The sequence below is a fragment of the Vibrio sp. 10N.239.312.D08 genome (genome assembly GCF_041466145.1).
Taxonomy (GTDB): Bacteria; Pseudomonadota; Gammaproteobacteria; order Enterobacterales; family Vibrionaceae; genus Vibrio; species Vibrio crassostreae_C.
On the sequence record NZ_JBFSSD010000042.1, the window covers coordinates 1 to 25283 of the forward strand.

Annotated in this window: 25 protein-coding genes; 15 read left to right on the top strand and 10 right to left on the bottom strand. The window is 41.1% G+C overall.

The annotated features are described in order from the left end of the window. Window positions 1-269: 269 nt before the first annotated feature. Entirely contained in the window at window positions 270-1187 is a 918-nt protein-coding gene (locus tag AB6D58_RS18795; protein WP_136978104.1) for a helix-turn-helix transcriptional regulator, read from the bottom strand. 287 nt (window positions 1188-1474) lie between these two features. Between AB6D58_RS18795 and AB6D58_RS18800 the strand changes: the two genes are divergently transcribed. The 10 genes from AB6D58_RS18800 to AB6D58_RS18845 all read left to right on the top strand — a co-directional run bounded on the left by AB6D58_RS18800 (window position 1475) and on the right by AB6D58_RS18845 (window position 13364). Beyond that, a complete protein-coding gene (locus AB6D58_RS18800) occupies window positions 1475-1990 on the top strand; it encodes a hypothetical protein (RefSeq protein ID WP_372158047.1) in 516 nt (171 codons plus the stop codon). Window positions 1991-2059: 69 nt separating this feature from the next. Next, window positions 2060-2575: a hypothetical protein gene (locus AB6D58_RS18805; RefSeq protein WP_136978102.1), complete on the top strand. Its 516-nt coding sequence runs from the start codon at window positions 2060-2062 to the stop codon at window positions 2573-2575. A 35-nt stretch (window positions 2576-2610) separates the two neighbouring features. Next, the gene (locus AB6D58_RS18810; protein WP_372158050.1) at window positions 2611-5325 is read left to right on the top strand and encodes a TcfC E-set like domain-containing protein; all 2715 of its coding nucleotides are present in this window, start codon (window positions 2611-2613) and stop codon (window positions 5323-5325) included. A gap of 10 nt (window positions 5326-5335) precedes the next feature. Further along, the gene (locus AB6D58_RS18815; protein WP_372117660.1) at window positions 5336-6058 is read left to right on the top strand and encodes a hypothetical protein; all 723 of its coding nucleotides are present in this window, start codon (window positions 5336-5338) and stop codon (window positions 6056-6058) included. After that, complete coding sequence (locus AB6D58_RS18820) at window positions 6058-7089, top strand: hypothetical protein (protein ID WP_372117662.1); 1032 nt, start codon at window positions 6058-6060, stop codon at window positions 7087-7089. Before AB6D58_RS18815 ends, AB6D58_RS18820 begins: the two co-directional genes overlap by 1 nt. Before the next feature lies 1 nt (window position 7090). Then, window positions 7091-7888, top strand: a complete 798-nt coding sequence (locus AB6D58_RS18825; RefSeq protein WP_372158054.1) for an outer membrane beta-barrel protein — start codon at window positions 7091-7093, stop codon at window positions 7886-7888. Window positions 7889-8065: 177 nt separating this feature from the next. Beyond that, window positions 8066-9088 carry an OmpA family protein gene (locus tag AB6D58_RS18830; RefSeq protein ID WP_136978097.1) on the top strand — a complete coding sequence of 341 codons (1023 nt, stop codon included), beginning with the start codon at window positions 8066-8068 and terminating at the stop codon, window positions 9086-9088. A 421-nt stretch (window positions 9089-9509) separates the two neighbouring features. After that, the gene (locus tag AB6D58_RS18835) at window positions 9510-10178 is read left to right on the top strand and encodes a hypothetical protein (RefSeq protein WP_136978096.1); all 669 of its coding nucleotides are present in this window, start codon (window positions 9510-9512) and stop codon (window positions 10176-10178) included. A gap of 199 nt (window positions 10179-10377) precedes the next feature. Next, window positions 10378-12966, top strand: coding sequence for an Ig-like domain-containing protein (locus AB6D58_RS18840; protein WP_372158057.1), 2589 nt, complete (start codon window positions 10378-10380; stop codon window positions 12964-12966). A gap of 95 nt (window positions 12967-13061) precedes the next feature. Then, entirely contained in the window at window positions 13062-13364 is a 303-nt protein-coding gene (locus AB6D58_RS18845; protein ID WP_136982830.1) for a hypothetical protein, read from the top strand. Between the two features lie 263 nt (window positions 13365-13627). Here AB6D58_RS18845 and AB6D58_RS18850 read toward each other — a convergent pair whose 3' ends face one another. The 5 genes from AB6D58_RS18850 to AB6D58_RS18870 all read right to left on the bottom strand — a co-directional run bounded on the left by AB6D58_RS18850 (window position 13628) and on the right by AB6D58_RS18870 (window position 15743). Then, window positions 13628-13897 carry a reverse transcriptase domain-containing protein gene (locus tag AB6D58_RS18850; RefSeq protein ID WP_136978105.1) on the bottom strand — a complete coding sequence of 90 codons (270 nt, stop codon included), beginning with the start codon at window positions 13895-13897 and terminating at the stop codon, window positions 13628-13630. A gap of 207 nt (window positions 13898-14104) precedes the next feature. Beyond that, a complete protein-coding gene (locus AB6D58_RS18855) occupies window positions 14105-14398 on the bottom strand; it encodes a transcriptional regulator (RefSeq protein WP_372158060.1) in 294 nt (97 codons plus the stop codon). 117 nt (window positions 14399-14515) lie between these two features. Further along, a complete protein-coding gene (locus AB6D58_RS18860) occupies window positions 14516-14758 on the bottom strand; it encodes a hypothetical protein (RefSeq protein ID WP_136978093.1) in 243 nt (80 codons plus the stop codon). A gap of 322 nt (window positions 14759-15080) precedes the next feature. Next, complete coding sequence (locus tag AB6D58_RS18865) at window positions 15081-15485, bottom strand: TfoX/Sxy family protein (protein WP_276605621.1); 405 nt, start codon at window positions 15483-15485, stop codon at window positions 15081-15083. A gap of 24 nt (window positions 15486-15509) precedes the next feature. Further along, window positions 15510-15743 (bottom strand): TfoX/Sxy family protein, encoded by a 234-nt coding sequence (locus AB6D58_RS18870; protein WP_372158064.1) that lies wholly within the window; start codon window positions 15741-15743, stop codon window positions 15510-15512. A gap of 125 nt (window positions 15744-15868) precedes the next feature. Here AB6D58_RS18870 and AB6D58_RS18875 point away from each other — a divergent pair, with 125 nt between their 5' ends. The 4 genes from AB6D58_RS18875 to AB6D58_RS18890 all read left to right on the top strand — a co-directional run bounded on the left by AB6D58_RS18875 (window position 15869) and on the right by AB6D58_RS18890 (window position 20833). Next, a complete protein-coding gene (locus AB6D58_RS18875; protein ID WP_136978091.1) occupies window positions 15869-16177 on the top strand; it encodes an Hpt domain-containing protein in 309 nt (102 codons plus the stop codon). A gap of 10 nt (window positions 16178-16187) precedes the next feature. After that, the gene (locus AB6D58_RS18880) at window positions 16188-18512 is read left to right on the top strand and encodes an ATP-binding protein (RefSeq protein WP_136978090.1); all 2325 of its coding nucleotides are present in this window, start codon (window positions 16188-16190) and stop codon (window positions 18510-18512) included. Between the two features lie 265 nt (window positions 18513-18777). Next, the gene (locus tag AB6D58_RS18885; RefSeq protein WP_136982826.1) at window positions 18778-19638 is read left to right on the top strand and encodes a helix-turn-helix transcriptional regulator; all 861 of its coding nucleotides are present in this window, start codon (window positions 18778-18780) and stop codon (window positions 19636-19638) included. Continuing rightward, window positions 19631-20833: an EAL domain-containing protein gene (locus tag AB6D58_RS18890; protein WP_372136971.1), complete on the top strand. Its 1203-nt coding sequence runs from the start codon at window positions 19631-19633 to the stop codon at window positions 20831-20833. The genes AB6D58_RS18885 and AB6D58_RS18890 overlap by 8 nt, the downstream gene beginning before the upstream one ends. A 54-nt stretch (window positions 20834-20887) precedes the next feature. Here AB6D58_RS18890 and moeB read toward each other — a convergent pair whose 3' ends face one another. Together moeB and moeA are read right to left on the bottom strand one after the other, a co-directional pair. Then, window positions 20888-21640 (bottom strand): molybdopterin-synthase adenylyltransferase MoeB, encoded by a 753-nt coding sequence (moeB, locus tag AB6D58_RS18895; RefSeq protein WP_372158069.1) that lies wholly within the window; start codon window positions 21638-21640, stop codon window positions 20888-20890. Between the two features lie 12 nt (window positions 21641-21652). Further along, complete coding sequence (gene moeA, locus AB6D58_RS18900) at window positions 21653-22888, bottom strand: molybdopterin molybdotransferase MoeA (protein ID WP_017061724.1); 1236 nt, start codon at window positions 22886-22888, stop codon at window positions 21653-21655. A gap of 215 nt (window positions 22889-23103) precedes the next feature. On the opposite strand from moeA, the gene folE reads away from it, so the two are divergent. Beyond that, the gene (folE, locus tag AB6D58_RS18905) at window positions 23104-23757 is read left to right on the top strand and encodes a GTP cyclohydrolase I FolE (protein WP_017061725.1); all 654 of its coding nucleotides are present in this window, start codon (window positions 23104-23106) and stop codon (window positions 23755-23757) included. A 261-nt stretch (window positions 23758-24018) separates the two neighbouring features. Here folE and AB6D58_RS18910 read toward each other — a convergent pair whose 3' ends face one another. Together AB6D58_RS18910 and AB6D58_RS18915 are read right to left on the bottom strand one after the other, a co-directional pair. Next, window positions 24019-24672: a hypothetical protein gene (locus tag AB6D58_RS18910; RefSeq protein WP_240492681.1), complete on the bottom strand. Its 654-nt coding sequence runs from the start codon at window positions 24670-24672 to the stop codon at window positions 24019-24021. After that, on the bottom strand, window positions 24665-25204 hold the full coding sequence (locus AB6D58_RS18915; RefSeq protein WP_017061727.1) for a YaeQ family protein: 540 nt from the start codon (window positions 25202-25204) through the stop codon (window positions 24665-24667). The genes AB6D58_RS18910 and AB6D58_RS18915 overlap by 8 nt, the downstream gene beginning before the upstream one ends. Between the last annotated feature and the right edge of the window lie 79 nt (window positions 25205-25283).

A 25283-nucleotide genomic window follows, 5' to 3' on the forward strand; every position in this document is an offset into this window, starting at 1 on the left:
TTACCGACTATAAGTTTAGACGGTGGGTGGAAGTGTCCATATCATTAACAACGCCAGGTAAAACTAAAAGCCAATCTTCGCACCACATGCGAAAAACGTTCGATTCGATAAGTAAGGTTTACTGGAAAGAGAACATTGTTTTGTCGTGAGGTTACTTTGCCTGTAGTGAATAAGTCATGGCCAATTATATAAGACAATAGGGCGACAAGGATTCGGTCAACTCTGCATGGAGCTGTCGCTGTAAATGCTCCGTGAATGCATCGGGGTATCTAATCTCCTAATAAATTGTGCATGTGATCCTGAATAAATGGAAGCATACTTGATATTAATTTCGATGCGAGAATACTTTCAGATTTGATTCTAATTTGCGCATATTGGTAATTTTTCCCAAAAACTTTAACGCCTCCGAAAGGGATTTCGTTACCTTTTGATACAAGTTCATAGTCTGTACCCGCTTCGAACAGCGCATAGGCTTCTTGATCATGACAATTTAATACTAGATTTTTGATGCGAGTATTTTGGCACAATATATCTAACATAAACATAATACTAACCATTCTAGGGGTAGGCAAAGTACCGAACGTAGAGATTACATACAGATCTACAGGTTGTTCCATGCTTTTTTCTATATCTACAAAGGGGCAGGCTGATAGTTGGTTTGGATTAAGTGATGAAGCTTGCTGCTCGATCGGCACAAAACCGTAAAGTAAATGTCCTACTAACATACTTGAAGAGTCACTAAATGTATTCAAACCCATTTTACTTTGTTGTATATCCCCAGCGTCGACACATATACCCATATAGTTTTGGTGAAATCCAACCAACTGCTCACACAAACTATGTTGTTTAGCTAATGAGCCGTGATAGTAATGAGAAAACGTTTCAGGAGCTGTTGAGTATGGCTGAAGGATACGGTTGGTCATTTTCTCAAAATGACGTTTATTCTTTATTTTGCCTTCAACGTCTGGATCAATGAGTTTTAAGACGTCTTCATCCATCAATCTCGCTATGAGTAATTGCTTAGATAATTTGGGTGATGTTACTCCTCTCTCCCAGCGACTGAAGGTTGTGAGGTCAAGCTTAGAAAAATCCGCGTCAGAGCTACTAAGTAAGTCGACCATTTCCTGTTGTGTCAATTTTTTATCTGCTCTTACGTATTCTAAAAACTGGGAAAATGTGAGTCTCATTCTTTTGTCCTGTGATTATTTTTAATTCTAGTATTGTTTAGTTCATTTCATAGTTCAAGCGCTCTAGGGGAGTTGGATTAAATGATTGAGGCCTGTGTCAACTAGATAGGATAAAACAAACTCGCATGTGAGCGTTGAATCGAGTTGGCACTCTTGTATATATAAATTTGTTAATGCCCAATATTTTCCATCAGTGGTTCCGCATAATTCATTTCATCCGGTTAGCGAGGAACGTCAATAACGGGTTTAATCATTAATGAAATATATAAACTTAAAGGAAAGTAAAAATGTCAAATTTCAAAAAAAGCGCACTAGCATCAGTTCTTCTAATGGGTATGGCGGCAAACGCTAACGCAGCAGACTCTGCAAGTGCTACAGTTGTTTGGACTGGTCTAGTTCCAGGTTCTATTGCATCAGATTCGTTAATCATCACTGGTGAAGATTCTAGCACACTCGAACTAACAGGTGTGATTGTCGCAGAAGCTGATGGTACATTTCAGACATCAAATGTTGTTCTAGAAGCTCATAAAAATACGGCTACATCAGGAGCTGAACCTGTAATTGGTGCGCTAGCTTCAGCTAACTGGACAGTTCATAGTATGAACGCTACCTACGACAACGCAGTACAACCAGGTCAAATTCTTGAAGCCTACGTGGATGGTAGTAAAGTAGCGAAAGGAGACTCTGTCGATAATAAACAGTCTATCTCAGTTTCACTAAAGCAAACTGCTGAACTAGATTCAGCCAACGTTGCTGATACTACTGTACAAGCGTCGCTAACGGTTATGGCTGACGTTGTTTAATTTGTAGACAATTCCCGATTTTAAGGCTCGTAATAATTACGAGCTTTTGTTTTTTTAACGGTGGTCAATATGAAAATAGTCTTAATACTATTGGCTTTCATAAGTATGAATGCCGATGCCGCTTTTAAAGTGCTTAACATTACCACGAGGCTAGACGTAGGCAATCTATATACAAACTCAATTACTTCTGTTGAATTTATTCCTGCAGTTTTGGAGTTAGCATCAAACCAAGATAAAACAAAATTTGATGACGTTAATACCACATTAAGAATTGAAACAGATATTCCATTTGAATCTTCGGATATTCCTTATGTTTCAACGTTGACGAAAAATACGTCAACTTGTACTGACTACTCTGGAGTGAGCAATGTTCAGGATGATTTCGTTCAATTAACGATTGATGGACAAAGCATATCGGAGGGAGAATCCGTCTCTTTTTTAAATTTCAATTTAAATGATGGCGATAATAAGTACAGTGAGCATGACATTGTATTAAATTTTAAGTCATTTAAAGATATCACCACAACAGGCCAACCGGAGAGATGTAATGGTGAGATAGAGTTCAATATTGAGGTAGATGTATAATGTTCAGGTTCAAACTCACAACAATGGCAATTTTAATGCTAATGCCTTTATATTCTTATTCAAGTTATAGCCAAAATATTCCAGAAGGTTTTGAAGAACTGTTTGAATTGAAAGAATCAATGGTTCGTATGCGTAACTTAGATGGTTCCCTTACTTCACCGATCCCATTTTTAACGTCGTTTAACACGTTAAAATTAGACTCGAATAATAAAAAAGCGATCGCAGAGGTATCTGACTATTTAAATGATAATGCAGTGTCGGCTGAGTACCAGCAGAAAATCATAGAACAATTAATGGTTGGCATACAAGATCAGTCTGAGTGTTTAGGTAAGCTCGATAAATGTAAGTTGTACCCAGAAACATTTGAAATTGTTCATAACTATAACGATCAAGAAGTCTATGTTTTTGTATCTCCACAGATACTGTCATACTCTAATCTCGACGAAGAACAGGCATACCACTCGTCTCTGAGCCAGCACAATGGGTTAATTAATTCATTTGATCTGTACGTGAGTGAATATCAAGATCAAGACTCGATCGTTTCTTTAAATAATAAAACGACACTGGGGCTGCCTTACGGGTACCTCAAAACTGATTTCAATGCCAACAACAGTGATAACGGTTCTGAATTGTATGAAGCGGCGTATCATTTAGATATCGATTCTTATTCAATAAAAGCCGGCCATTTTGAATTTGAGCCAGAGGTTAACTCTACCGACTTCTTGAATGACACTGCTCGTGTTGCTCAAAACTCGATTACGGTAGGTAACTCTAAAAAGTTACTCGTAGGTGGGCATAATAACGATAAAGTTTTAAGCTTTTATGCACCAACAAGTGGTGGAGTACAAGTATCCCGCGATGGTCGATTAATTTTTCAAGATAACGTACCAGAAGGGCAAAACTCAATTCCTTACAGCAAGTTACCATCAGGTCGCTACGAAGTCGTACTGGAAGTGACAAGTGGTGGACAAGTTATCAATACCCAGACTTATCAAGTATATAACACCAAAAGTGACTCTCTGACTCAAGGGGAAGTGGATTTCGTTGCTAGTGCCGGTATGTTTTCAGGAAGCCATTACGACTACATGGAACATGGCATTCAAAACATTGAAGATGATGCTTTTGGCAAGGTATTAGCTAACTACCAACTCTCCCGTTCGCTACAAATAGGCTTGGGCGGATTGGTAACGGATAGTGGCACCATGTACACTGTTGGTGGTGCATATAATCTGATTGATTGGGATTTGAGTACCGAAGCCGTTTACAGCCAATTCGAAGATGCATCTCACTTGAACGCTAATATTGGTATCCCTTATTTAAGTCTCTCTTACGAATCTTTAGATAATGAGCTTGGAGATCCAGTTGCTTCTTATATGTACGGATATGCTGATTATTCACGTCTATCGTTGAATTCTTCGTACAGCTTCCGTGATGGACAATCTGTGTATGCGGTTTACTCGCTTAATAACGACAAGCAGCTAGACAATTTAGGTAACTCGGATGAACAGGAACAACAGTTTATTTCCGTTGGTTACAGCACGCCCACAGTTTTAGATTCTCGAGTTAATATTAACGTCGATTACTCTGAGGCAACGGACGACACATCAATTAATTTGTTATGGAGTGTTCCGTTGTCAGACACCGTAGAAACCATCGTGGGACTGACGAGTGATAGTGATGACATTAATCAATTTAAAACAACCGTAAGACGAAATCAGTTAATTGACTCAGACTCATTTAATACGTCGCTTGAGGTGAGCAACACCTACAATCGACAACAAGATGATATGTATCAAGATGTACTGTTGGCGACAAGCGGCACGACTAAATACGCTCGAATGAACGCCTCCGCCCATACGTCAACTAATGGCATGAATGGTATCAATGCAGGTTTGTCTAGTACACAAATAGTGACAACTGACGGTGTTTATATTACCGATAAAGCAGCAACATCTTATACGCTTGTCGATATTCATCAGTCGCAGAACACAGAGCAGGCGCTTGATGAGAAGGGTTACTTCTCTCTTAAAAAAGAAGGGAAAAACAACAGTAAGTTCATCGTATATAGCGATGAAACCATTGTGCCTTTGGAATCTTATAGTCAATATCGCGCGAATTTTGATTCAGAGAGCGTTGACCTTTATAACTCTGGTGATAGCAACGTAACCGTGTTTACACACCCAGGAACGGTTGCTTCTATAGAGCCAAGAGTCAGTCGAGTAGTTTCGTTCGTCAGTGCTTTTAATGACATCTCAGAACAACCGATTACAGAAGTAGAGTGTCATGGAGAAGGTTGTATCGAAGTTAATGAAATGGCCGATGGTGTTTATCGAGTAACTGTATTGGAAAGCATGAACTTTGAATTGTCAGCGAAAGAAAGCCAGTGCTTATTGCCTTATGAGTTTACTTCAACAAATCAGATGAACTTTGGTCAAAACTATTGTTTGCCAATAGCTCAAGACAAACAGATAGACTTGATTGATGCAGATGAACGGCTACAAGCGATGTATTTAGGTGCATACGAAAGCTCGACTCAACTGAATAAAGCGCTTAAAAAGCTCGAGTCACACGGTTATCGAGTTATTCAGAAAGAAGTCGGTTCGTTTAAGGCAATCTATATAGCTCATGAATCTATAAACATGGCGGAAACAATAGCGCTTCATAAAAGAGATATCGATCAGTTAAAACTGCTGGCAAAGCGACTTTATCGCACCAACGCCATTACATACCCTGTCGCACAAGCTAATTAAGGAGAGCGAAATGAAATCAAATAAAGTATTATTAAATTTAGTATCACTCACCGCCATATTGTTATCTATAAGTGTACAAGCTTTTACGGTAGATAAAATGGTTATTGTCTCTGATGATAAAGGGAACGGTATCGTTACGTTAACCAACGACGAGTCTCAACCAATATTTGTCCAAGCGAAGGTTGATGAGATAAATATTGTTGACGGAGAGCAGGTAGAAAAAAAACAGTACACAAGAGACAACTTAAACGATTGGAAGGTGTCATTAACGCACCAGAAGTTGGTTTTGAAACCCGGAGAAGAGAAAGACGTTGGCATACGTAGTTTATGCCACAACGCTGCATGCGATAATTCGCAAGATTTGATGTTTATGTTGTCTTTTTCTCCAAGTGAATACAGGCCTGATGAAGTAGTGAGTGGTGTGGAAATTAATTACGGATTCGCACCCGTTTATATTATTCCTACAACACAGCCGAATTATGCTTACGAATTGACCAATAACGGTGACAGCCTGAGAGTCGAAAATAAAAGTAATACTATGCTCAACTTTTTTGTTGATGCATGTAGCGCTGTAAATACAGCCCAATGCAAACAAAAGTTTACTGTTGTATCGGGAAGAAACAAGACGTTCCCTCTAATTGAAAGTATGCAAAATAACGAGTTGACCATCACCGTGACATCTCACGACAAAAGCTATTCAAAGAAAGAAACGGTGACGAGAGGAAAAATCTAATGCCTGGACGTATCCTATATATTGCAGCGCTTATTGCATTAATGACGACAAATATGGCTCAAGCTGCGTTTGAAATTCGCGCGGAAGTTAAGGCTGGTGGTGTTCGTTGGGACAATGTGACACGTTACAACGGTAAAATGCTGCCAAGTAAGTGGGAAACTCCTCCTATGCTGCAGGCTTCAGAGGCGTGGGCGGCCGCGACGTTTTCGGCCCCCCCCCCAACTTCGATGACTTTAATCGGGGGAAGTGGAAATACTTCACCATCAATATCGATCGATATATCGGGCGTTCAATACAATACCACTGGAATTGAATTTGCCCAGTCAGCGAATACGGTGGGTGGTGGTTGCTCATTTGATGAAGTGTCATTACCAATTGTTACTGTTGAAGGTGCGAACTGTGTTTCTTCTGTTCGATTGATTAATAAACAAAAATCGAGCCCATTTATTTTCCTGAGACCTATTTTCGATATTAACGAAAGTGAAATAGTATCTGCATTCAGTGGGCTACCAGAGGGGCTATATTCCGCCTCAGTTCCGGTAAATATTCGTTACTACTACGAAAATGACGGCATAATGACTTATCGCAACATCAATGAAGTGATGTTGTTTTCATTTGATTATCAGCCTGTGCAACTCGACAGCGTGCTTGTAACTGGAGATGGTGTCATGACGCCAGTCTACGACACAATTGGGAAAAGAATAACATCGACAACATCATTCGATATTACAGCGAACGGTTATTTTAATGACGGAATTGTTTTAACCATGCCCCAACAGTCATACAAACTGGTTAATTCAAATAGCCATGGTGTGGTTATTCCTTATAGCATAAATTGCGTTCAGTGTGACCCTAGTAACTTAGTCAATGAAGGGGAATTAAGGAATCAAACCACGGCTATTTCAGAAGGTGCTGGAGTGCAAACAAGTATCAGCTTCACGTTGGACTTTGATTACGATATCGAGGGCAGCTCAGCTGTTTCCGGTGATTATTTTGATGAAGTTACGATCATGTTGGAGCCTGGTATTTAATATGAAAAAAATAAACCTAATGACATCGATTATCGCTGTGTTCTTATCCATTAGTACGTCAGCGAAAGATTTGCCTATCCAGATGAGTGGTGGTATGACGTTTTCTGCATTTGATGACAACATGGGTCAGACTGAAGCTCTTGGTTATAAGGCCTCGGTCGGATATAACATTAATGAAAACGTACTATTTGAGCTAGGCTATGCTGATTTTTCTGCCTTTTCTGACCCTGAAATAGATAGCCTCCGAGCGGTGATGATTGAGACAGATTTACTGTTACCTGTCAGTGATTTTGCTTCATTATATGCAGGAGTCGGAGGGGCGCTTTCTAGTGATGATACCAATTTAACGGCATCACTTGGTCTTAAATACCAATTGAGTAAAAATTGGAGCGCCGACCTTGGTTACCAAGGCGTCTTTGATTTAGCTCGTCAACAAGACGATCTATACGCATTTAATGCACTGTTGGTTTATCGTTTTTCAAGCCATGAAGCCGCAGAAGGCCTTTCAGATATTAACCCAAGGCCCAATGTTGACCAGCTTGTTGAAGAGTCGACCCAAGTATCAAGGCCGAAAACCCAATTGGCGTCTATTGTCCCAATTAAGAAGGCGCCATCGTGTCAGCAGCGTTTAGTTGAATACCGAGTGGTTCCTGGCGACTATTTGCACCGAATTGCAAGAGCATTTGATAGCTCACTTGATGAATTAGTCGAAGCAAATCCAAATCTTAATAATCGTGATTTGAATTTGATTTACCCTGAAGAGAAAATACTTTACCCGAAAGTTAGCTGTTTAGATTAAGTTGCCTTCCTTGAAACAGAAACACTGCCATTTTGGGCAGTGTTTTTTTTCGTAGCTATAAAACTTCGACTATCTCTAAATATCACCTGTTAAAAATCGATTTTAGGAATGCTATTTAGTTTACTTTAAGGTTGTCTATAATTTACCTTTCAATTAATTAACTTAGAAAATGGAATAATGAAATTAAACTATTTACTTGTTTGTACAGCATTAATATCATCAGCAACCGCATACGCTCAGTCAAACCAAAGCGATGTATTTGTCGGGCTACAATCCGGCTATAACTTTGCAGATGAAGTTAAAGATGTTGATGAGATGAAAGACAGTTGGCTTCTCGGTATCTATGGTGGCTATCAATGGAACAAGAACTGGAGCGTTGACCTCGGTTACCAACATTGGGACACCTTTGATGCTAACAACAATGCCTCAGACATTGAGACAAGTATCATCCAGTCTGGTGTTCGTTATGATTGGGTGTTTTTAGAACAATGGTCTGCGTTTGGTAAAATCGGTGCTGCATATTGGAATTTAGACAATAAAAGCAATCAGTCGGGCAGAAAGCAGAGTGACTCAGGCGTTTCGCCAATGGGTGAATTAGGTTTAGCATACAATATTTCAAGACATTGGCAGGTGAATACTAGCTACCAATACGTTCATGAGGTAGGTGATAACTCACCTTCGATTGGGTTGTTTAATAACCACAGCGCATTGTTAGGGTTAAAATATCGATTTGGATTAGGTAAGGAAACATCGAATGAAGTTATTGAGAGTCAGCGTCCTAGTCAACTAATCGAACCTAACGTTGTTGAAAGCAAACTAAAAGAAGAGGTCGAAAATACAAATAAAGTACCTTTAGTGCTACCTACTAGCGTTGACATCGATTCGTTTGCCGTGTCGAGTTCTGACTTATCAAAAGTACAGGCCTTTAAGGTAGATAAAATCATTCAATTGATGAAACAGAGGCAAGAGTTGCAAGTGATTATCGTTGGCCATTCTGACAATGAAGGTTCGGAAACTTTGAATAAGCAGCTAGCAGGAAAGCGTGCAAGTAGTGTTGCTCAATATCTTGAAAACGCACAGATTAGCCGTGATCGAATGAATGTTTTTTCTGATGGCGAGACCAACCCAATAGCAGATAACAATACTAATGCTGGACGTGCCAAAAACCGTCGCGTAAATATTGGGTTTGCTTATAACTAGATGATTATGGTGACACAAGTACAAAGGGCACAATCGTGCCCTTTGTACTGTTTTCTTTGTCTTACATTTTATCAACCACATCAATCCCGCATCCCGCATCTTAGAAATTCAGAAATGCCCAATACCTTCAAACCTGAACGCGCGATACTCCTCATCAATCGAGCTACTCACCTTTTATCGGTTGGGCTCGTAAATATGCCAATTAATACCTCAGTTATATACATGAAGGTCAAATATAAGAGAGCGGAGTAATGATCGGATCAAATATTTTAAACATGTATGTACTCATTCTTTTCGCGCTTGGTGCTATATACGCACTCAGTAAAATAGACGAGTAACATCAATAAATATATCATTTTTAGTAGAGAGAAACATGATAATTAAATCTAATCTATTCACAGTATTCGTAATTAGTGCGGCAATGACTTCTACCGCAGCCAATGCTTTTAATGTCGATAAAATGATAGTCGTCGCGGATCAAAAGGGCAATGGTGTCGTGACACTTATTAATGACGAGCCTCGCTCGATTTTTGTTGATGGAAAAGTAGAAGAAATTCAAGTGGTTGATGGTGACAAGATCGTTCGCCATCGTTATACAAGAAATAACCTGAATGATTGGAAAATATCTCTTACGCATCCAAGGTTAGTTTTAAAACCTGGTGAAGAGAAAGACGTGGGTATTCGTAGTTTATGTCACAACATGTCTTGCGATAACAGCAAAGATTTGATGTTTATGCTGCCATTTACTCCTAGTCGTTATAAAGAAGAGGGAGAGAACATTCACGGTGTCGAGATAAACTATGGTTTTTCACCAGTTTATATTATCCCAACGACAATGCCAAGTTTTGATTATAATATTTACAATCAAGGTGACAATTTGCGCATCGATAATAAGAGTAATACGTTAATTTATGTCGATGTTAATTCATGTAATATCGATAATAAAGTGCAATGTAAGCAAAAATTCACTGTTATGTCAGGCAGAGATAAAACGTTTCCTCTATTGAGTGGTGTTCAAAGAGAGCAGCTTAATGTGACTGTCACGTCTTATGATAAGAGTTACTCTAATGGAATGAAGTTAATTAACTAAGAGTGGGTGATTGTATTGTAAATTATTAGTGTCTATTTAACTGATTAATTTTAATTTAGGATGGTTGGTCTTTGATAAATTTAAAAATAACAGACATGGCACTTTGATTTATAAAAAAATCACATATGCCCAATGTATTTTTGTTGGCAAAGGGTAATATGAAATTTAAAAATGTATGAAGAAATTAGTGAGAAAAACTATGAACGACTTAAATAAAAACTTGAGGTGCGGTATAGGTCCGAGCTTAGCTTTTGCAGTAACACTTGGTCTTGTTGGGTGTGGCGGTGGCGGCGATGGCGGCGAAAGTAGTACCGGGCAGTCTTCTGAAACTCAATTAGCAACAGTTTCAGCTCAAAATGCCACTTACTCAACTGGTTATTCAGAATTATTTGAAGTTGACCTATCATCAAAGGTCTTTTCATCTACTGGCGGCGGTTTTGCGCTGAGTGAAGTCGAGGTCTTGTCTAACGATAATAGCTGCCAAGTAGAAAGTATGACAGAAACTGGGTTTGTAATTCAGGCCTCTGATACCAAGGTGTGTGATTATCGGTATCATGTGACCCCTAGAACATTGTCGCCAATGGGACGTGTAGCTGAAGCGCCAATGGCAATGAGCAATAATAGTAGTGGAGAAGATTCGAACTCTGCGATCGCACGCATTGCGGTAAGTAGCGATCCTAGCTCAACCGAATTGGTTCCAGTGAGCGCAACAACACTGATTAACGAAGATGTGAGCGTTTCACTGAAAAGCGAACTGGATAAAGTTGGCTTTACGTTAGGTGACGAGTTTGTATTAACGGAGCTTACACTGCCGTACGCTCGTTCTAGTTCAGTTAAAATAAATGATACAGATGATCAGGTCTTGGAATATACACCGCCGCAAGGTTTTACCGGCATTGACCGTGTGCTCTATACCTTCGAAGATTCAGGGAACGGCTTAGTATTAATGGGTGTTTTGGATATCGCAGTAGGCTATGAGGCGAACCAAGGCTTTACGATTAATGATCCTATTGAATATCCCGATGCTGTTAACGTCTCTACGGAAATAGAAATCGACATCAGTGAATTTGTAACATCTGATGATGGTGATGATTATCAATTAGTTTACGTTAATACATTCAACGCCGAAGCAGCCTCTAAAGATCCGCAGAACACCGGGAACAAAAAGATCGTCTTTCAAGCATCAAAGCCGGGCTATCACTACATAAGTTTTGCCGTCAGTGATCATAATGGCGTTTATGATATGGGTTTGATTCGTGTAGAGGTTGTAGACCCAAATCAGTCAGGTAAATGGGGAGACATTCCTTATTTAGCGGATGTGTTTACTGCGCCCCTTACTGCGGTTGACGCAGCAAATCAAGGCCTAGCTTACGATGCCAAACTCAGTGATACAGCGTACTCGCCGGCAATCGACATGGCAGGGGTGCGTTACCCAACAGCGGTAGAGTATTGTCAGCAAAGCGGTGCTTCGCTGCCAACGGTAGAGGAACTTTCGCAGATGGGAACAAACATCAATGTGCAAACTCTGCACAATTGGCCTGCGGACTACACGTACCTTGCTTATGACGATGTGGCTGAAGAGGCTAAGTGGGTAGACTTGTCTGACAGTGGCAGCGTTCAGACGGGAGCCCTTAGTCCGACAGGCTATTACTATGCGACATGTTTCAAGCAAGGCCTGATTCAGGTGCAACCTGACTCAAGTACAGAGGTGGTGGCGAATGGTACCGATGTTGGTACGGTATCTGTGGAGCTGAAACTGGGCGATGAAGTTAGGCCAGATACGCAAATCAGTGCATCGGTCTCTGGTGATTACGCAACACTTTATCCTGAGACGCAAACAACCGACAGCCAAGGTATCGCTGAGTTTACATTAAGCAGCACGAAAGCTGAGACGGTGACTGTAACTTTTGATGTCGGCGGTGTGACTCAAACTCATGAAGTAAAATTCATTGGCGATGAAAAGACCGCAGGTGTGACATCAGAAGCGACGATCAACAACGCTTCCTACACCTCAGTTGAAGGTAACCAGGTAACGGCAACCCTGAAAGATGCCTATGACAACCCGGTAGAAGGTTATTCGGTTACGTCAGAGGTAAGTAGCGGCGAGCACCCTGACACGTCCGAGATTGTCAAACCCCTTTTGGTAAAAGAGACGGAAAACACAGATTCGAAAGGTGAGCAAAAAGTCCGCGTAACATGGGATCCGCAGTATCAAACGCCGAACGCCAACATGACGTTTAGCGTGAACTCGTCTTACACCACCACAGATGGCATGACTTCTGATTCAACCAGTCAAGTGACCTTTAATGCCTACCTTTGTGGGGGGCAAGTCGGCGATGATGATAAAGCAAACGCCGCGGGTGACTGCATCAAAGTGGCGGAAAACGGCGGAAAGCTGTATACCGGAAACCCAAGTGTCAGCTTTTTACAGGCTATAGACTACGCTGAGTATAGTGGTACTTACAAGGAGTCTGGTGACCGCGGCCCTACTAACGGTGTGTTTGCTCGTTTCGATCCCTCTAAGGCCGTCCAACTTTGTACTCAATATAACAACATTAACCTCCTAGGTAAGAGTAATTGGCGTTTAGCAACGAAAGATGAGTTGGTGAGTCTTTATAGCACCCATTCAAATATGTTTACTGCGAAGGGTTGGGCGGCCAACCTCTACTACAGGTCGTCGACGCCTCTTGGTTCCACCCTCGACTACACCGTGTACCTCTACAATGGCAGCGTCAACAGCACCAGCGCAACCGGTCAGCTCTACGCCTCGTGCGTTTCAGGTTCTTAGGGTTTCACGTTCAATGTTTAGAGTTTGCGGCCCGCAGGGCCGTTTTTTCTTTTTAAAAAATTAAAGGTTTATTTTTAAACTCAGTAAGGATAGAGATGGATATTGAAACAAAACTCAAGCTGAGTCAGCAACAAGGTAAAATCATCGGTATTCATGAAGGCATATTTGTTCGCTTTTATGACCAAGCGCTCTACGCATGGCAGCAGTGGGTGGAAACTCGCCCCTCTTTGCCTGCTTTAAAAGTCTCGGCTAAAGTGGTGAAAAAAATCGGTTCACAATGTGTTCTATCGGGTGGGTTACCCGCAAGTAGCCTTGCGAAAATAGGCGTGTATCCTGACAAAAAAGGCGTCATCAGTATTGATTTTTGTGCCGATATGTCTAATTGGTCATCCATATAACGAACGTTACCTTTTACTTTAACTCGTGCTCAATAAAGTGCTCTAGGTCATTGAGGTAATAATTACCCATTATTGGCTCGTGACGCTACCTATCGGCAGGCCTACCCTTAGGTAAGGCGCTTATGTTTAGGGATCGCGTGCAAAAGAAACTGCTCCCCTGTTCGAGTAAGAGCTTCACGTGCGGTATCGTGAGTAATAATTTCCTTGGTTACTTCAATAAGGCAACGCTGTTTAAGTAGGGTAATGGTGGCATTGGCAACAAGCTACTCTATTTTATTGAGTAGAAGGGATTCATCTATCTGGTTAAAATAGCTGTATATGTCCAACGACATTGCCCATTGGAGCTTTGGTTGCCTCATTAATTTTTGGCTTTTTTCTATAGCCGCGTAGGTTCCTTTCCCTTTACGGTTTGCGTAAGTGTCGTCAATAAAACGCTTTTCCATTAGCGGGATTAAGTGACTACACACCCACATTTGAGCAATTCGGTCTTTGAATGAAGGGGCATAAACCTCTCTGAGTTTAGGTTCGGTAATGGCGAAGTGTTGGTGGGCTCAAGGCATACGAGCCGCTAAGTATGGCATGATAGAGCTCGTGGCAGTGTGTTGTAACTGCAATGTCTGTGTGGCCTTTTGTTGGCTACGACCTGCAAGTTGCGCACTACGGAGTAACTCAGAGACAAGTTTGTGACGAATTGACTAGGGATAATTATGGGGCAAACTCACGGGAAAACACGTATTTCGTCAATTTTTATGCAGACTGTAGCCAACCCTATAAATGGTATTAATTTCAATCCATCCACCTAACCTAAGAAGCTTCTTTCTCAAAGACATGATCACCATATTTAACGCATTATCACAAACGTACGAATTGGGCCAACCAGTTTGGAGCAGGTGATATTTTGTTAAATGTTCCCCTTCATGAGCGAGTAACTCTTCGAGAACTAAAAATTCACTGAGTGTGAGCTGGATGGGTTTTATCGTTGGGTGGTCGGCTAGCGAAATTCTTAGCGACCCTTTATGTAAGATTAAGTGCATAAACAAACAGCCAGTTTAATTATCATACCCGTATTATTTCTCTTCTGTGCTTGAGGACAAGGTCGGGTTGCATATTAAATTGGTTGTTATGCCTACCTAATGGCTTTTCATTTTAACTTACAGATCAAATGAGACCATCTTGTTCTCTGTTTTGGTCGTCGTGGTTACTTCACTTTGTTTGAGCTCTAGCTTGCAGCGTTCACTGAGTGAGTCGAACGCGACTTGATTGCTAATAGGGTTTGAAGCGCAGTCAGAAGTCGGTACTTTCCCTGTCCAACGCACAGTGACATTTGCGGCCGCCGAGTGAAAAGAGATAAGTGTTGATAATACTGCTGTTGAAATAAAGAGTAACGAACGCATATTTAGGCACCTTTTGCCATTGCTGTATTCATGTGCCTAGTTTGGTAGCTATAGGGCAGGTTGTAAAATAAATAGTTATAAATTCAGTTGCATTGAAACTTGAAAAGTAATTTGTAGCAGAGGGAATAATAGGAAACCAAAATAAAGGCTGGCAGTGAAAATTAAAACGGAGTGGGCGATGAAAGGGGAGGTTAATCTAAGGACGTTAAACTTGAGGGAAATCATTTAAGGGCAACGGGTTAGCCTAATGAACCGTAGTTAGGAATAGCCACGGCATCAAATTAACCGCATTTGGAATTAACAAGAATCTAAGCTTCGTAGGCTAACAATAACTTTGAGCTTGGGTGCGCAATGCATTTTTTAGCTTCGTCGGCAGTTGTGAACGGTGTATACCCTGGATAGCACCCTCTAACGACCAAACCAATTCGATGGTTGGCTTATGGCGGGTATGCTGTTGGATAGCCTCTACAGCCCCAATCGTGCCCAGATTTTTGAGTTTCTCAATGGAGTTGATGCCCGCTTTCTCAAGAAGTTGCTCGGTTGAGAATCGCATGTTGGGTAAGTCTTTGAGCCTTTCTGGCTCAGAAAGATAACTACTACGTGATCTTTTTATTTGGTCTAGTGCGAATTCCGTTTCACATAGGGTTAAAGAATACTTGCTCCAAGGGCTTGCTGGTAACTTGTAATAATCCGCATTCTGACATATTCCTAGTGAGATTGCATTCACCTTGGGATAGTTTTTGTTAATAAACTAGCTTTCTTGTGCCGATGTACCTCTGAGATACAGCTCCCCACTTTTATGTAGCACGAGCAAGACGTTATCTACATAGAAGGCCGTTACGCCAAATATTTGTTTTATAGACACTCGACCTAATTGTTCCAAGTGTCTAAAAGTATGTCTGAAAAGATGAGCCATTATTTTTATTCGATGATTGTACATAGTCACTTTTATTATCCAAATATAGCCGCGTAGTGAATATGGCATAAGTCAAATTAAAAAAACAGTAAATGCCATGGGCATGCCGGTTATTTAAATTCTCGATCTGCCATATCAGTTTTGTAACAGACGTTCAAAATTAAGGGTTTTCATGGAAGGCGGGAGAAATTGGTATGTATAGCATTGACACAAAAGTATTTTTTATGGCGACGGGTTGTAACTTTCAATCGGATATTGGCGTTCGTTTTCGTCAAATTGTTATTAGGAGTTTGCACAAGGTTAGTGACGATATTCTTAACGGGAGTGAGTCCAATCGAGCGCTTGCCCATAAAGTGAAAGGCATTGCGTTATCTTGCGGGGCTATAGAGATTGCAAGAGTTTGTCTCAAGTTGGAGCAATATGACGCGGTAATCAATGAAAGTGCCGGGAAAAAGATTTTGATAGATGTCTCTAACGCCATGATTCGCCTTTGTGACGCTTAAGTTGGAGGGTATGAACGTGTCATTCAAAAACAAAATCATTTTCACCAACGCAGCAATACTGGTTCTATTTGTGGTATTGCTTACGTACTCTGCTATCGAAATCGTCCAGGTTTCTTCACAAAACCAACTTGAAGAGATAAAGGAGAGCATTACTGGGAATAACAAAAAGCTTCTACTTACCTTTGTGAAAGCTCAAAGTGTAAGCCTTGATAAAGAGGTCGAGTTGGTCACTGAGGAAGTGGGTCATGTGGCGATTGATTTTGCTCGTGATTTTGTTAATGAATCGAAAAACGAGGCACTTCGTAATATACAGTTGGCTTATATCAATACTAAGCTTAAGCCCTTTATCAAAAAGGTCCGTTTTATTGACACTGAACGTAATCAAGAAGTCTCTATCACCGAAAATGGCATTGAAAGCCGCTATATTTCTGTCGATCTTAGTCGCATGATCCACTATAAGAATCTCTATATAGATAAAGAAGTTAAAGAAAAGCGCGTCGTTAGGTTTACCATTTATATTCGTCCAGAGCACTGGGATAACGCGTTACTCAAATTTGATGTCGATTTAGAAGATTTTTCTCGTTCACTGACTTTTGAAAATATGATCGATGAATTCCAATATCGTTATTTCTTAATAGACGACAACGGCAAGCTTATCGCGTCGAATCTACAACAGAATGTTGACCAATTGATGTCTGAAAGTGTTTTTGATGAACAAACTCAGAAGAGTGTCGAAAGCTATATCATGTCATATAACTTGGGTAGTTTTGTGGTAAGTGGCGAGAAGGGCGTGTTCAATGTCACTTTTGTTAAGAACCGTCTAACCGGCTGGAGGTTAATTTTGGTCACGCCAGAGCATGTGATTCGTTCTAGCTATGTGACCACCGAAGCGCTGGTTTTATCTGGTGATAACTCGTTGATCAAAAGCCTGTTCTTCGCCTATATCCTTTTGCTTGGTTTGTTTTTGGCTATTAACTCAATCGCGGTGAATAAGATGCTCGTGCCTATTACTAAATTGATTGCACAAGCTAAACATTTAAAGCAGCGTGATTTTAATAAAGCCATACATACGGTTCACAGTAATGGAGACGAAATTGAGCAGCTTTCTAAGGCTTATTCTGAGGCTGGGGTTCAGATTAAAAATTTAATTGAAGGGCTTGAATATGAAGTTGAAGAGCGTACGAAACAGTACGAGGTAGCAGCGCAAGAGGCGAGTGAGGCGAATAATCAGAAATCAGTGCTGCTTTCAAATGTGTCCCATGAGGTTCGCACGCCACTGAATGCGATTATTGGTTATACGCATATGCTAACTAACAGCAAATATTTTGATGACCATAGCCATCAGCTGAATGGCATTTCGAGTGCGAGCAATACTATTTTAGGTATTGTGAATGACCTATTGGATTTTGAAAGAGTAAAAGCAGCAAGCTATTCATTAAACCCTAAATGTCTGTCGGTGATGAGTTTAATACGCGAAATTGAAAATACGTTTTTGCCGCTTAGCGAGTCTAAACAATTGTCGCTTGATATTATCTGCAACGTCGATTCTTCGACAACATTGATGATTGATGAGCTTCGTATAAAACAAGCGATCAGTAATATAGTTTCGAACGCATTGAAGTTTACAAATAAGGGGGGAGTGACAATCGAAATTTCATCCGACGATAAAGTATTCAATATCTCAGTAAGCGATACTGGAGTCGGTATTCCCCAAGATAAATTGGATGCGGTGTTTAACGGCTTTGAACAGGTTAATCAAGAAGATCATCAGTTTGGTTTTGGTTTGGGCTTGGCAATAACTAAAACCATCGTAGAATTAATGAAGGGTTCGTTGCGTGTTGAGAGTGCGCTCGGCACCGGTAGTACTTTTGTTATCTCACTCCCTGCCCAAGAAATTATGGATGTTCTTGAGTGTTCAAACGGTGTTGCAGAGCTGACATATGATATTAGAGAGCGTTTAGACTACACAAGTAAAAAAGCCTTGATCGTTGATGATGTTGAGTTCAACCGAGAAATTCTAGAGTTCCACTTAAACGCGTTGGGTTGTGAATGCATGACCGCGAATGATGGTTTGGAGGCTTTGGCGCTCGCTTCTGAACATGAGTTTGATGTTGTACTTACGGATATTTCTATGCCGGTTATGGATGGTATTGAGCTTGCTTCTGAGTTAGAAAAGCGTAAGCCATCGTTGCCTATAATTGCCGTTACGGCACGGGCCACCATTCAAGAAGAGTCTCGAATGAACCAATACTTTTCGTGCTATTTAACCAAACCGCTTAACCCGAGCGATTTAAAGCTAAAGCTTCATTGCGCTTTATCAGGTGGTACTTGCTAACTTAGTTAAATACTCCTGCCAATAATCTGAGGGTAAGCAATCTTCTGATCTTCACGTGTTATTTTCATCTTTTTTTTTGACAGTTATGATGAGCATTGCCATCAAGGCAATGCTCAAACTGTTATGAAAATAACACTCATCCAATAAGTGTTGATTGTGACTGGTTAGGCATTTCTAAATTATTCAATCACAGTTTGCCCTTAGCTTTTGTTCGTATTTAATTAAAAATAAGCTAAACCACAATAAAAAATAAGAAAGTAAAGCTATGTTTGGAAATATTATACGTACGTTTCGTGTTAACAATGGTTTCTCTCAAACTAATTTTGTTGATGCGATTCAAAGAAGTAGCTCTAACTTTAATAACTTGGACGTTGTAACACTAAGCCGCTGGGAAAGGGGAGTAACAACTCCCCACTTAAAACGTCAAAACGAGTTACTGGATCTTATTGGAGTCAACATATTTGATGTTTGGGAATCAAACGACTCACACTCAGTCCTCACAGGGTTAACGAATAAATTTAATAACAACGGTTATATTGACATGAACATGCACGTCCAAACAGAAGTAACGACGATAAACTCAAATAATTCCTTTCTTCTGGGAAAATTAACCAAATTAATTGATGTCATATTTGAATATGAAGATAACGTTATTCTAAGTAATTTAGAAGATTTAGGTCTGAGTAGAAAGGCAATTATTGAAAAAATAATAAATCAATATTCTGGGGAACTAACGCTTGTTACGGTTAATGGGCAATTAATTGGGCACTTATTAAGTGCCAACTATAAACTTGCAGTAGATTTTTTTGAGACAGTCTTAGTATCTAAAGAAGATAGAGCACATTTAGTGGTTACTTTTAACTGTACTCATTATTCGTCATTTACAGACACAATGGGCAGAGAGGCCTACAAGTATCTACAAAGCCTAAATCCAAACAAGGATCTTTATATACTGTTGAAAAATAGGAGGATTTTTGATCTGTTCTTTTCGTTGGGCTGTGAGTATCGAAGTGTAAGAAGTAACGATAGAACAATGAAGGTCATGAATTTGGATTCAAAGAAAATGAAATCACAACGCTCTTGGATGGATATTATTGCAAACTATAAAGGTGAAGAGAATGAATAACACAGTATTGATTGTTGACGATGTTGAGCTATCAAGAGAAGTCATTAAAAATGCGGTCTCTTCATCTAATAAAAAAACATCTGTACAGTTTGCAGAAAATGCGTTCGACGCAATGAGCAAAATGAAAAACACATCATTTGATTTGGTTATCATGGACATTATGATGCCCAATGGGGATGGATTTGAACTCTTGAGTATGATGTCGCAACAAAATATTGAGTCTAAAATAATCATTACTTCAGGTTTGGATAAATCCATTGTTAGCTCGGTGAGCATGCTTGGAAAGCTCTATGAGTTAAATGTTGTCGCTTCATTAGAAAAGCCTATTTGGTCTAACCAGATAAGCGAGTTGGTTGATAAAACACTTGAAGTTGAAACCATAACTAAAGGCGAGAATGGCTTTGGTCATCGTGCGACAATCATTGATGATGACTTTCCTATAAACCTGGTTTATCAGCCGCAAGTTGTTTCGGATATAAATGTGATTTCGGGGCTTGAAATGTTGTCACGATGGTCTGATGTAAACGGGACCTTACTTCCACCGAGCTATTTTTTGCCAGTAATTGAAGAGCTGGGAAAGCAAAAAGTTTTTACCAATATCGTGATAAATAAATTTATTCAGGATTATCACCTTTACTTCAGTGAATTGGACAAATCGTTGAGGTTCTCGATTAACATCGATCCTAATTTGCTGATTGACGAATCTGTTGTCGATAACCTACTTGATATTTATAAGCAGGGTATTGAGCATACTATCGTTGTAGAGCTGACGGAAAAGGGTCTTTCTGGTAATATTGAAAAAGAATTGTTGGCAAATGTTTTACGACTTAGGCTGAATGGTTTTGAGATCTCTATAGATGACTTTGGGATGGAAGCGTCGAATATTGAACGTATTGTCAAATTGCCTATTAGTGAGATAAAGATAGATAAAACCATTACATGGGGACTTTGCCATAACATCGATTACATGCAAAAAATCGATGAAGTTAAGAAGCTCGTTTCGGTTAAAAACGCGCGTATTATCTATGAGGGTGTTGAAAACAAAGACACCTGTGTGTTTCTGGAAGCTCTAGGCGGCTTTAACCAGCAAGGTTTTCTTCATGGGGTTCCATCACTACCAGAAATTGTGGTTGAGATTCTCGCAGAGCAAAAGGAGCTAGATTACGTCGCTTCTGAATATACTTCTAATCATTAACAACGTATTAGGGTAACGAGCCAAAGCCAACTCAATGGGCTTTGGCTCTTTTTATTACTTACCACACACCGAACAATTAGGCATCTTTATTAAATTCATTTCACGCCAGCTGTGAGACATGGCATCGAGAATCAAAAGTTTGCCTTGCTTTGGTTGTCCAAACTTGGCAATAACCTTGATAGCTTCCAAAGCCTGAGCCGCGCCTACCATGCCAACAACAGGTGCCATCACACCGGCTTCAACACAGCTTAGAGCAGCGTTGCCAAATAGAGCGCTTAAACACTGGTAACAGGGTGCGTCAGCATCTTGATAAGTGAAGACACTAATCTGACCTTCCATGCGAATCGCAGCGCCCGATACAAGTGGCGTTTTTGAGGCGTAACACAAACGGTTAAGTTGATTGCGCGTTTCAACGTTGTCGCTGGCATCAAGTACTAACGAATGCGCTTCAATGAGCTTTGCTAGTGCCTCGTCATCAAGTCTGTGGTCGACCGTTTCAACTTTAAGGTGTGGGTTTAACACCTGTAATGATTCAGCGGCTGAAACGACTTTCTTCTTACCAATATCAGCATCGGTGTGAAGCACTTGTCGTTGCAAGTTTGAAAGCTCGACAACATCGTCGTCGATCAGCATTAGCTTACCAATACCCGCAGTCGCAAGGTATTGAGCAGAGGCACAGCCTAAACCACCCGCACCTAACACCAAAATCGAGCTCTGTTTCAGCGCTTCTTGACCCTCAAAATCAAACTGCTTGAGAATGATCTGGCGGTTATAGCGAAGCATCTCTGCGTCAGACAGTATTTCCATCAGCAAGCCTCGTTAGTAAAGCGTGGAGTTAAACAGTTGAATCTGAACCGTTTCACCGACTTCAACACGGCCACGTTCGCGCTCTAGTACCACAAAGCAGTTTGCTAAGCTCATTGAGCGGAAAGCGCCAGAGCTTTGGTTACCTGTTGTTTCTACTACAAACTTACCGTTTTCAATCGAGTAAATACCACGTTGATAATCAGTACGGCCTGGGCCTTTTTTGAATGCAGATTTAGTGATCGCAGGAATCGATTCTGGTGCTGTCCACGCAGTGTGACCGGCAAGTTTAGCCAGCATAGGTTGAACTAACACGTACATGGTCATCATTGCAGACACTGGGTTACCCGGTAGGCCACAGAACCAAGCGTTGTCTAGCTCACCAAATGCGAATGGTTTACCTGGTTTGATTGCTAGTTTCCAAAAGCCGATTTCGCCAAGCTCTTCAAGAATGTCTTTGGTGTAATCAGCTTCGCCGACACTTACGCCACCAGAAGTGACAACTACGTCTGCCAGTTCTTGCGCTTTTACAAAGGTTTCTTTAAGCGTTGCAGGGCAATCAGGAATAATACCTAGGTCAATTGCTTCGCAACCAAACGCTTCAATCAGTGGTTTGATACCGTAGCGGTTGCTGTCGTAGATCTGACCATCTTCAAGAGGCTGACCTAATGGCTTGAGCTCATCGCCAGTAGAGAAGAAAGCGACTTTAGGTTTGTGTGCCACAGTTACATGACTCACACCGAGCGAAGCAATCATTGGAATGTCACGAGGTGTTAAACGTTCGCCACGGCTAAGAACGATATCGCCTTGCTTGATGTCGTCACCGGTAGGGCGAATGTTATTGTTCAGCTTGATGTCGTCTTGCTGAATCTCAATGCCAGCGTCAGTTTCAGCAGTGTTTTCTTGCATGATTACGACGTCACAACCTTCCGGGATCTTTGCGCCAGTCATAATGCGAATACAGGTGTTTGCTGGCCATTCACCTTCAAAAGGTTGACCTGCAAAGGACTTGCCCGCTAAAGGCAGCACTTTACTGTTCTCTAGGTCTGCTAAGCGCAGTGCATAGCCGTCCATTGCTGAGTTATCAAAAGGAGGTACGAAAATAGGGGATAGAATATCTTCAGCAAGTACGTAACCCAATGCTTCTGCCAATGGCAGTGATAAGGTCGTTCGAATAGGTTGAATTGGCGATAGCAGCTTATCTAGTGCTTCTTCAATTGGCATCAAGCCCGGAGCGTCGCAACAGCCCATAATTGAAATCCTTTGATCGTTATTGTTTTGATTTTGTGGTTGGCAATGGTGGTTAAATAGTGATCAGAGCACCTGATTCGCCAACGAAATTCTAGCCACTCTAGCACAGTTTAAGCCCCGTAAATAATGACCTCCCTTAAAATATGGGTGTATTTATTCAAAATTCCGAGTATCCTTGTTTGCCATCCAGAAGGGGTAATAAAAGAGGAAGTTCAATGTCAGGTCTTAGCGAATCAGCGAAGTTGGTTAAAGATGCGCTAGCAAGCCGTGGTTTAGAGACACCAATGAGTCCAAACCAGGTTAGCCGAGAAGAGAAAAAGGAACGAATCGAACACCATATGCGTGAGATTCTCACTCTCCTTGAACTTGATCTTACGGACGATAGTCTGGAAGAAACACCGCAACGTATTGCTAAAATGTACGTGGATGAAATTTTCTCTGGTTTGGATTACGCCAATTTCCCTAAAATTACGGTAATCGAAAACAAGATGGGCGTTCGTGAGATGGTACGAGTAAAAGACATTACCGTGACCAGTACTTGTGAGCACCACTTAGTGACGATTGATGGTAAGACTGCGGTCGCTTATATCCCGCGTGGAAAAATCATTGGTCTTTCAAAGATTAACCGTATTGTTCGATTCTTTGCTCAGCGCCCACAAGTTCAAGAGCGTATGACGCAGCAGATCCTTGTTGCATTGCAAACGCTACTCGAAACCGATGACGTTGCTGTCACCATGGATGCGGTTCACTACTGCGTGAAATCTCGCGGTGTAATGGATGCAACCAGCGAAACGACAACAACAGCTCTAGGCGGTATCTTCAGATCAAACCCAGCAACGCGCCACGAGTTCTTACACGGCCTGCGTTGATTCACTGCATTATTAGATGAATTCAATTTAGCCTCTGTAAATTGATGTTCATTGAAATATATTCTAAGCCTCGCTTTATGCGGGGCTTTTTTACGCCTGTAATGAAGTCAACTGTAATGGCTGAGAATGCTGTTATTCCCTAAAGTGAAGAATGCACGTAATAGGGAATCTGTTGCGGCCAAGCAGAAAAAGCACGCTCTATATCTTAACGTTTGTTGAAAGCATATAGAGCGTAACTAGAATCAGTCGCTGGTGGAGTGCTTAAGAAAGGTTAAACAAACGCTTTAAGTGGTGAACAATACCGGATGGCTTGTTCTCGGCTTGATAGATGCTCAAACCATCGTAAAAACTCGCCATGAACTCTACGCGAATCTCATCATCACTGCTTCTCGATATACGAGACAGTAGCGTAGCGGCTACAGCTGCGTGATCATTGGCTAGGCTGTAATCCATTCCTAGTCGTCCTTGAATGAACAACCACAAATGCGTGACTAGTTTTAACTGTTGAGCGTTAGAGTTTTGAAACTTGTCGCTGTGCTCAGTTCCCACTGTATTATCGAATACATTTTGCATCGCCTCATTCGCTTCTTTATTGCTTTCAAAGCGATAGCTTGCATCGATATGTTCCTTGGTTAGCAAGCCAAGCAACGTCTGACGTGCAGAGTTCTCCGGCTTGTTCTCGCAAGCGTGTTTAAACAAAGCGTGGTTTTCATCAATAAATGACGACAGCTCTTTCTCGTAGCCTGTCGAGAGCGCTTTGACTGAACCTAAACCTGCTTCTTTTAAACACTGGTGAAGCTTGGTTCTAGCTTGTTGTTTAGCTTTGATTTCTTGCTGCGCGTCGGCTTGTTGCTTGGCTTCTTCTAGCTGGCTAGCTGCTGTTTGCGAATTATTCGGGGTTGGACGCTCAGTCATTACTCTGTAGCTCTTCCCACGTTACTTCTGCCGATTGAGTATCGCTGTTAATGAAAGCAGAGTTACCCGTCAGCATGACTGAAAGATCCATCGTACGTTGTGTCATCGCCGCTAGCTGCTCAATACCATCGTTGTCTAGACGAACGATCTGAGCTTTTAGGTAGCCGAATTTACCTTTGTTCTGCTCCCACCAAACGTTTGATTTAGTGTTGAAGCTGAATACGCGTACTGATTTAGATAGGCGAGTTGCCTTCTTAACACGCTCTGGATCGGGTTCGCCCACATCGACCCATTCTAGGATTTGATCGTCTAACGACTTCTGCCATAAATCGGGTTCTTCAATGCTAGACAATCCTTTAGTGAACTCAAGTTCAGGAGATGCATTGATACAGAAAGCCATGATTCGAGCCATCATTCGCTGTTCTGTTTCAGAAGGGTGTTGTGCAACCGTTAGATTGAAAGAGTCGTAATAGTCGCGATTCATATCGGTTAAAGAGATACGAAACTTGTAGATTGTGGGTTTAAGAGCCATTGAGAGGGTGTCTTAGGTAGAAATAGTGAAGGGGAATATTACCTTAAATCTCTGAATAGCGGGTAAAAAAATAGCCAGC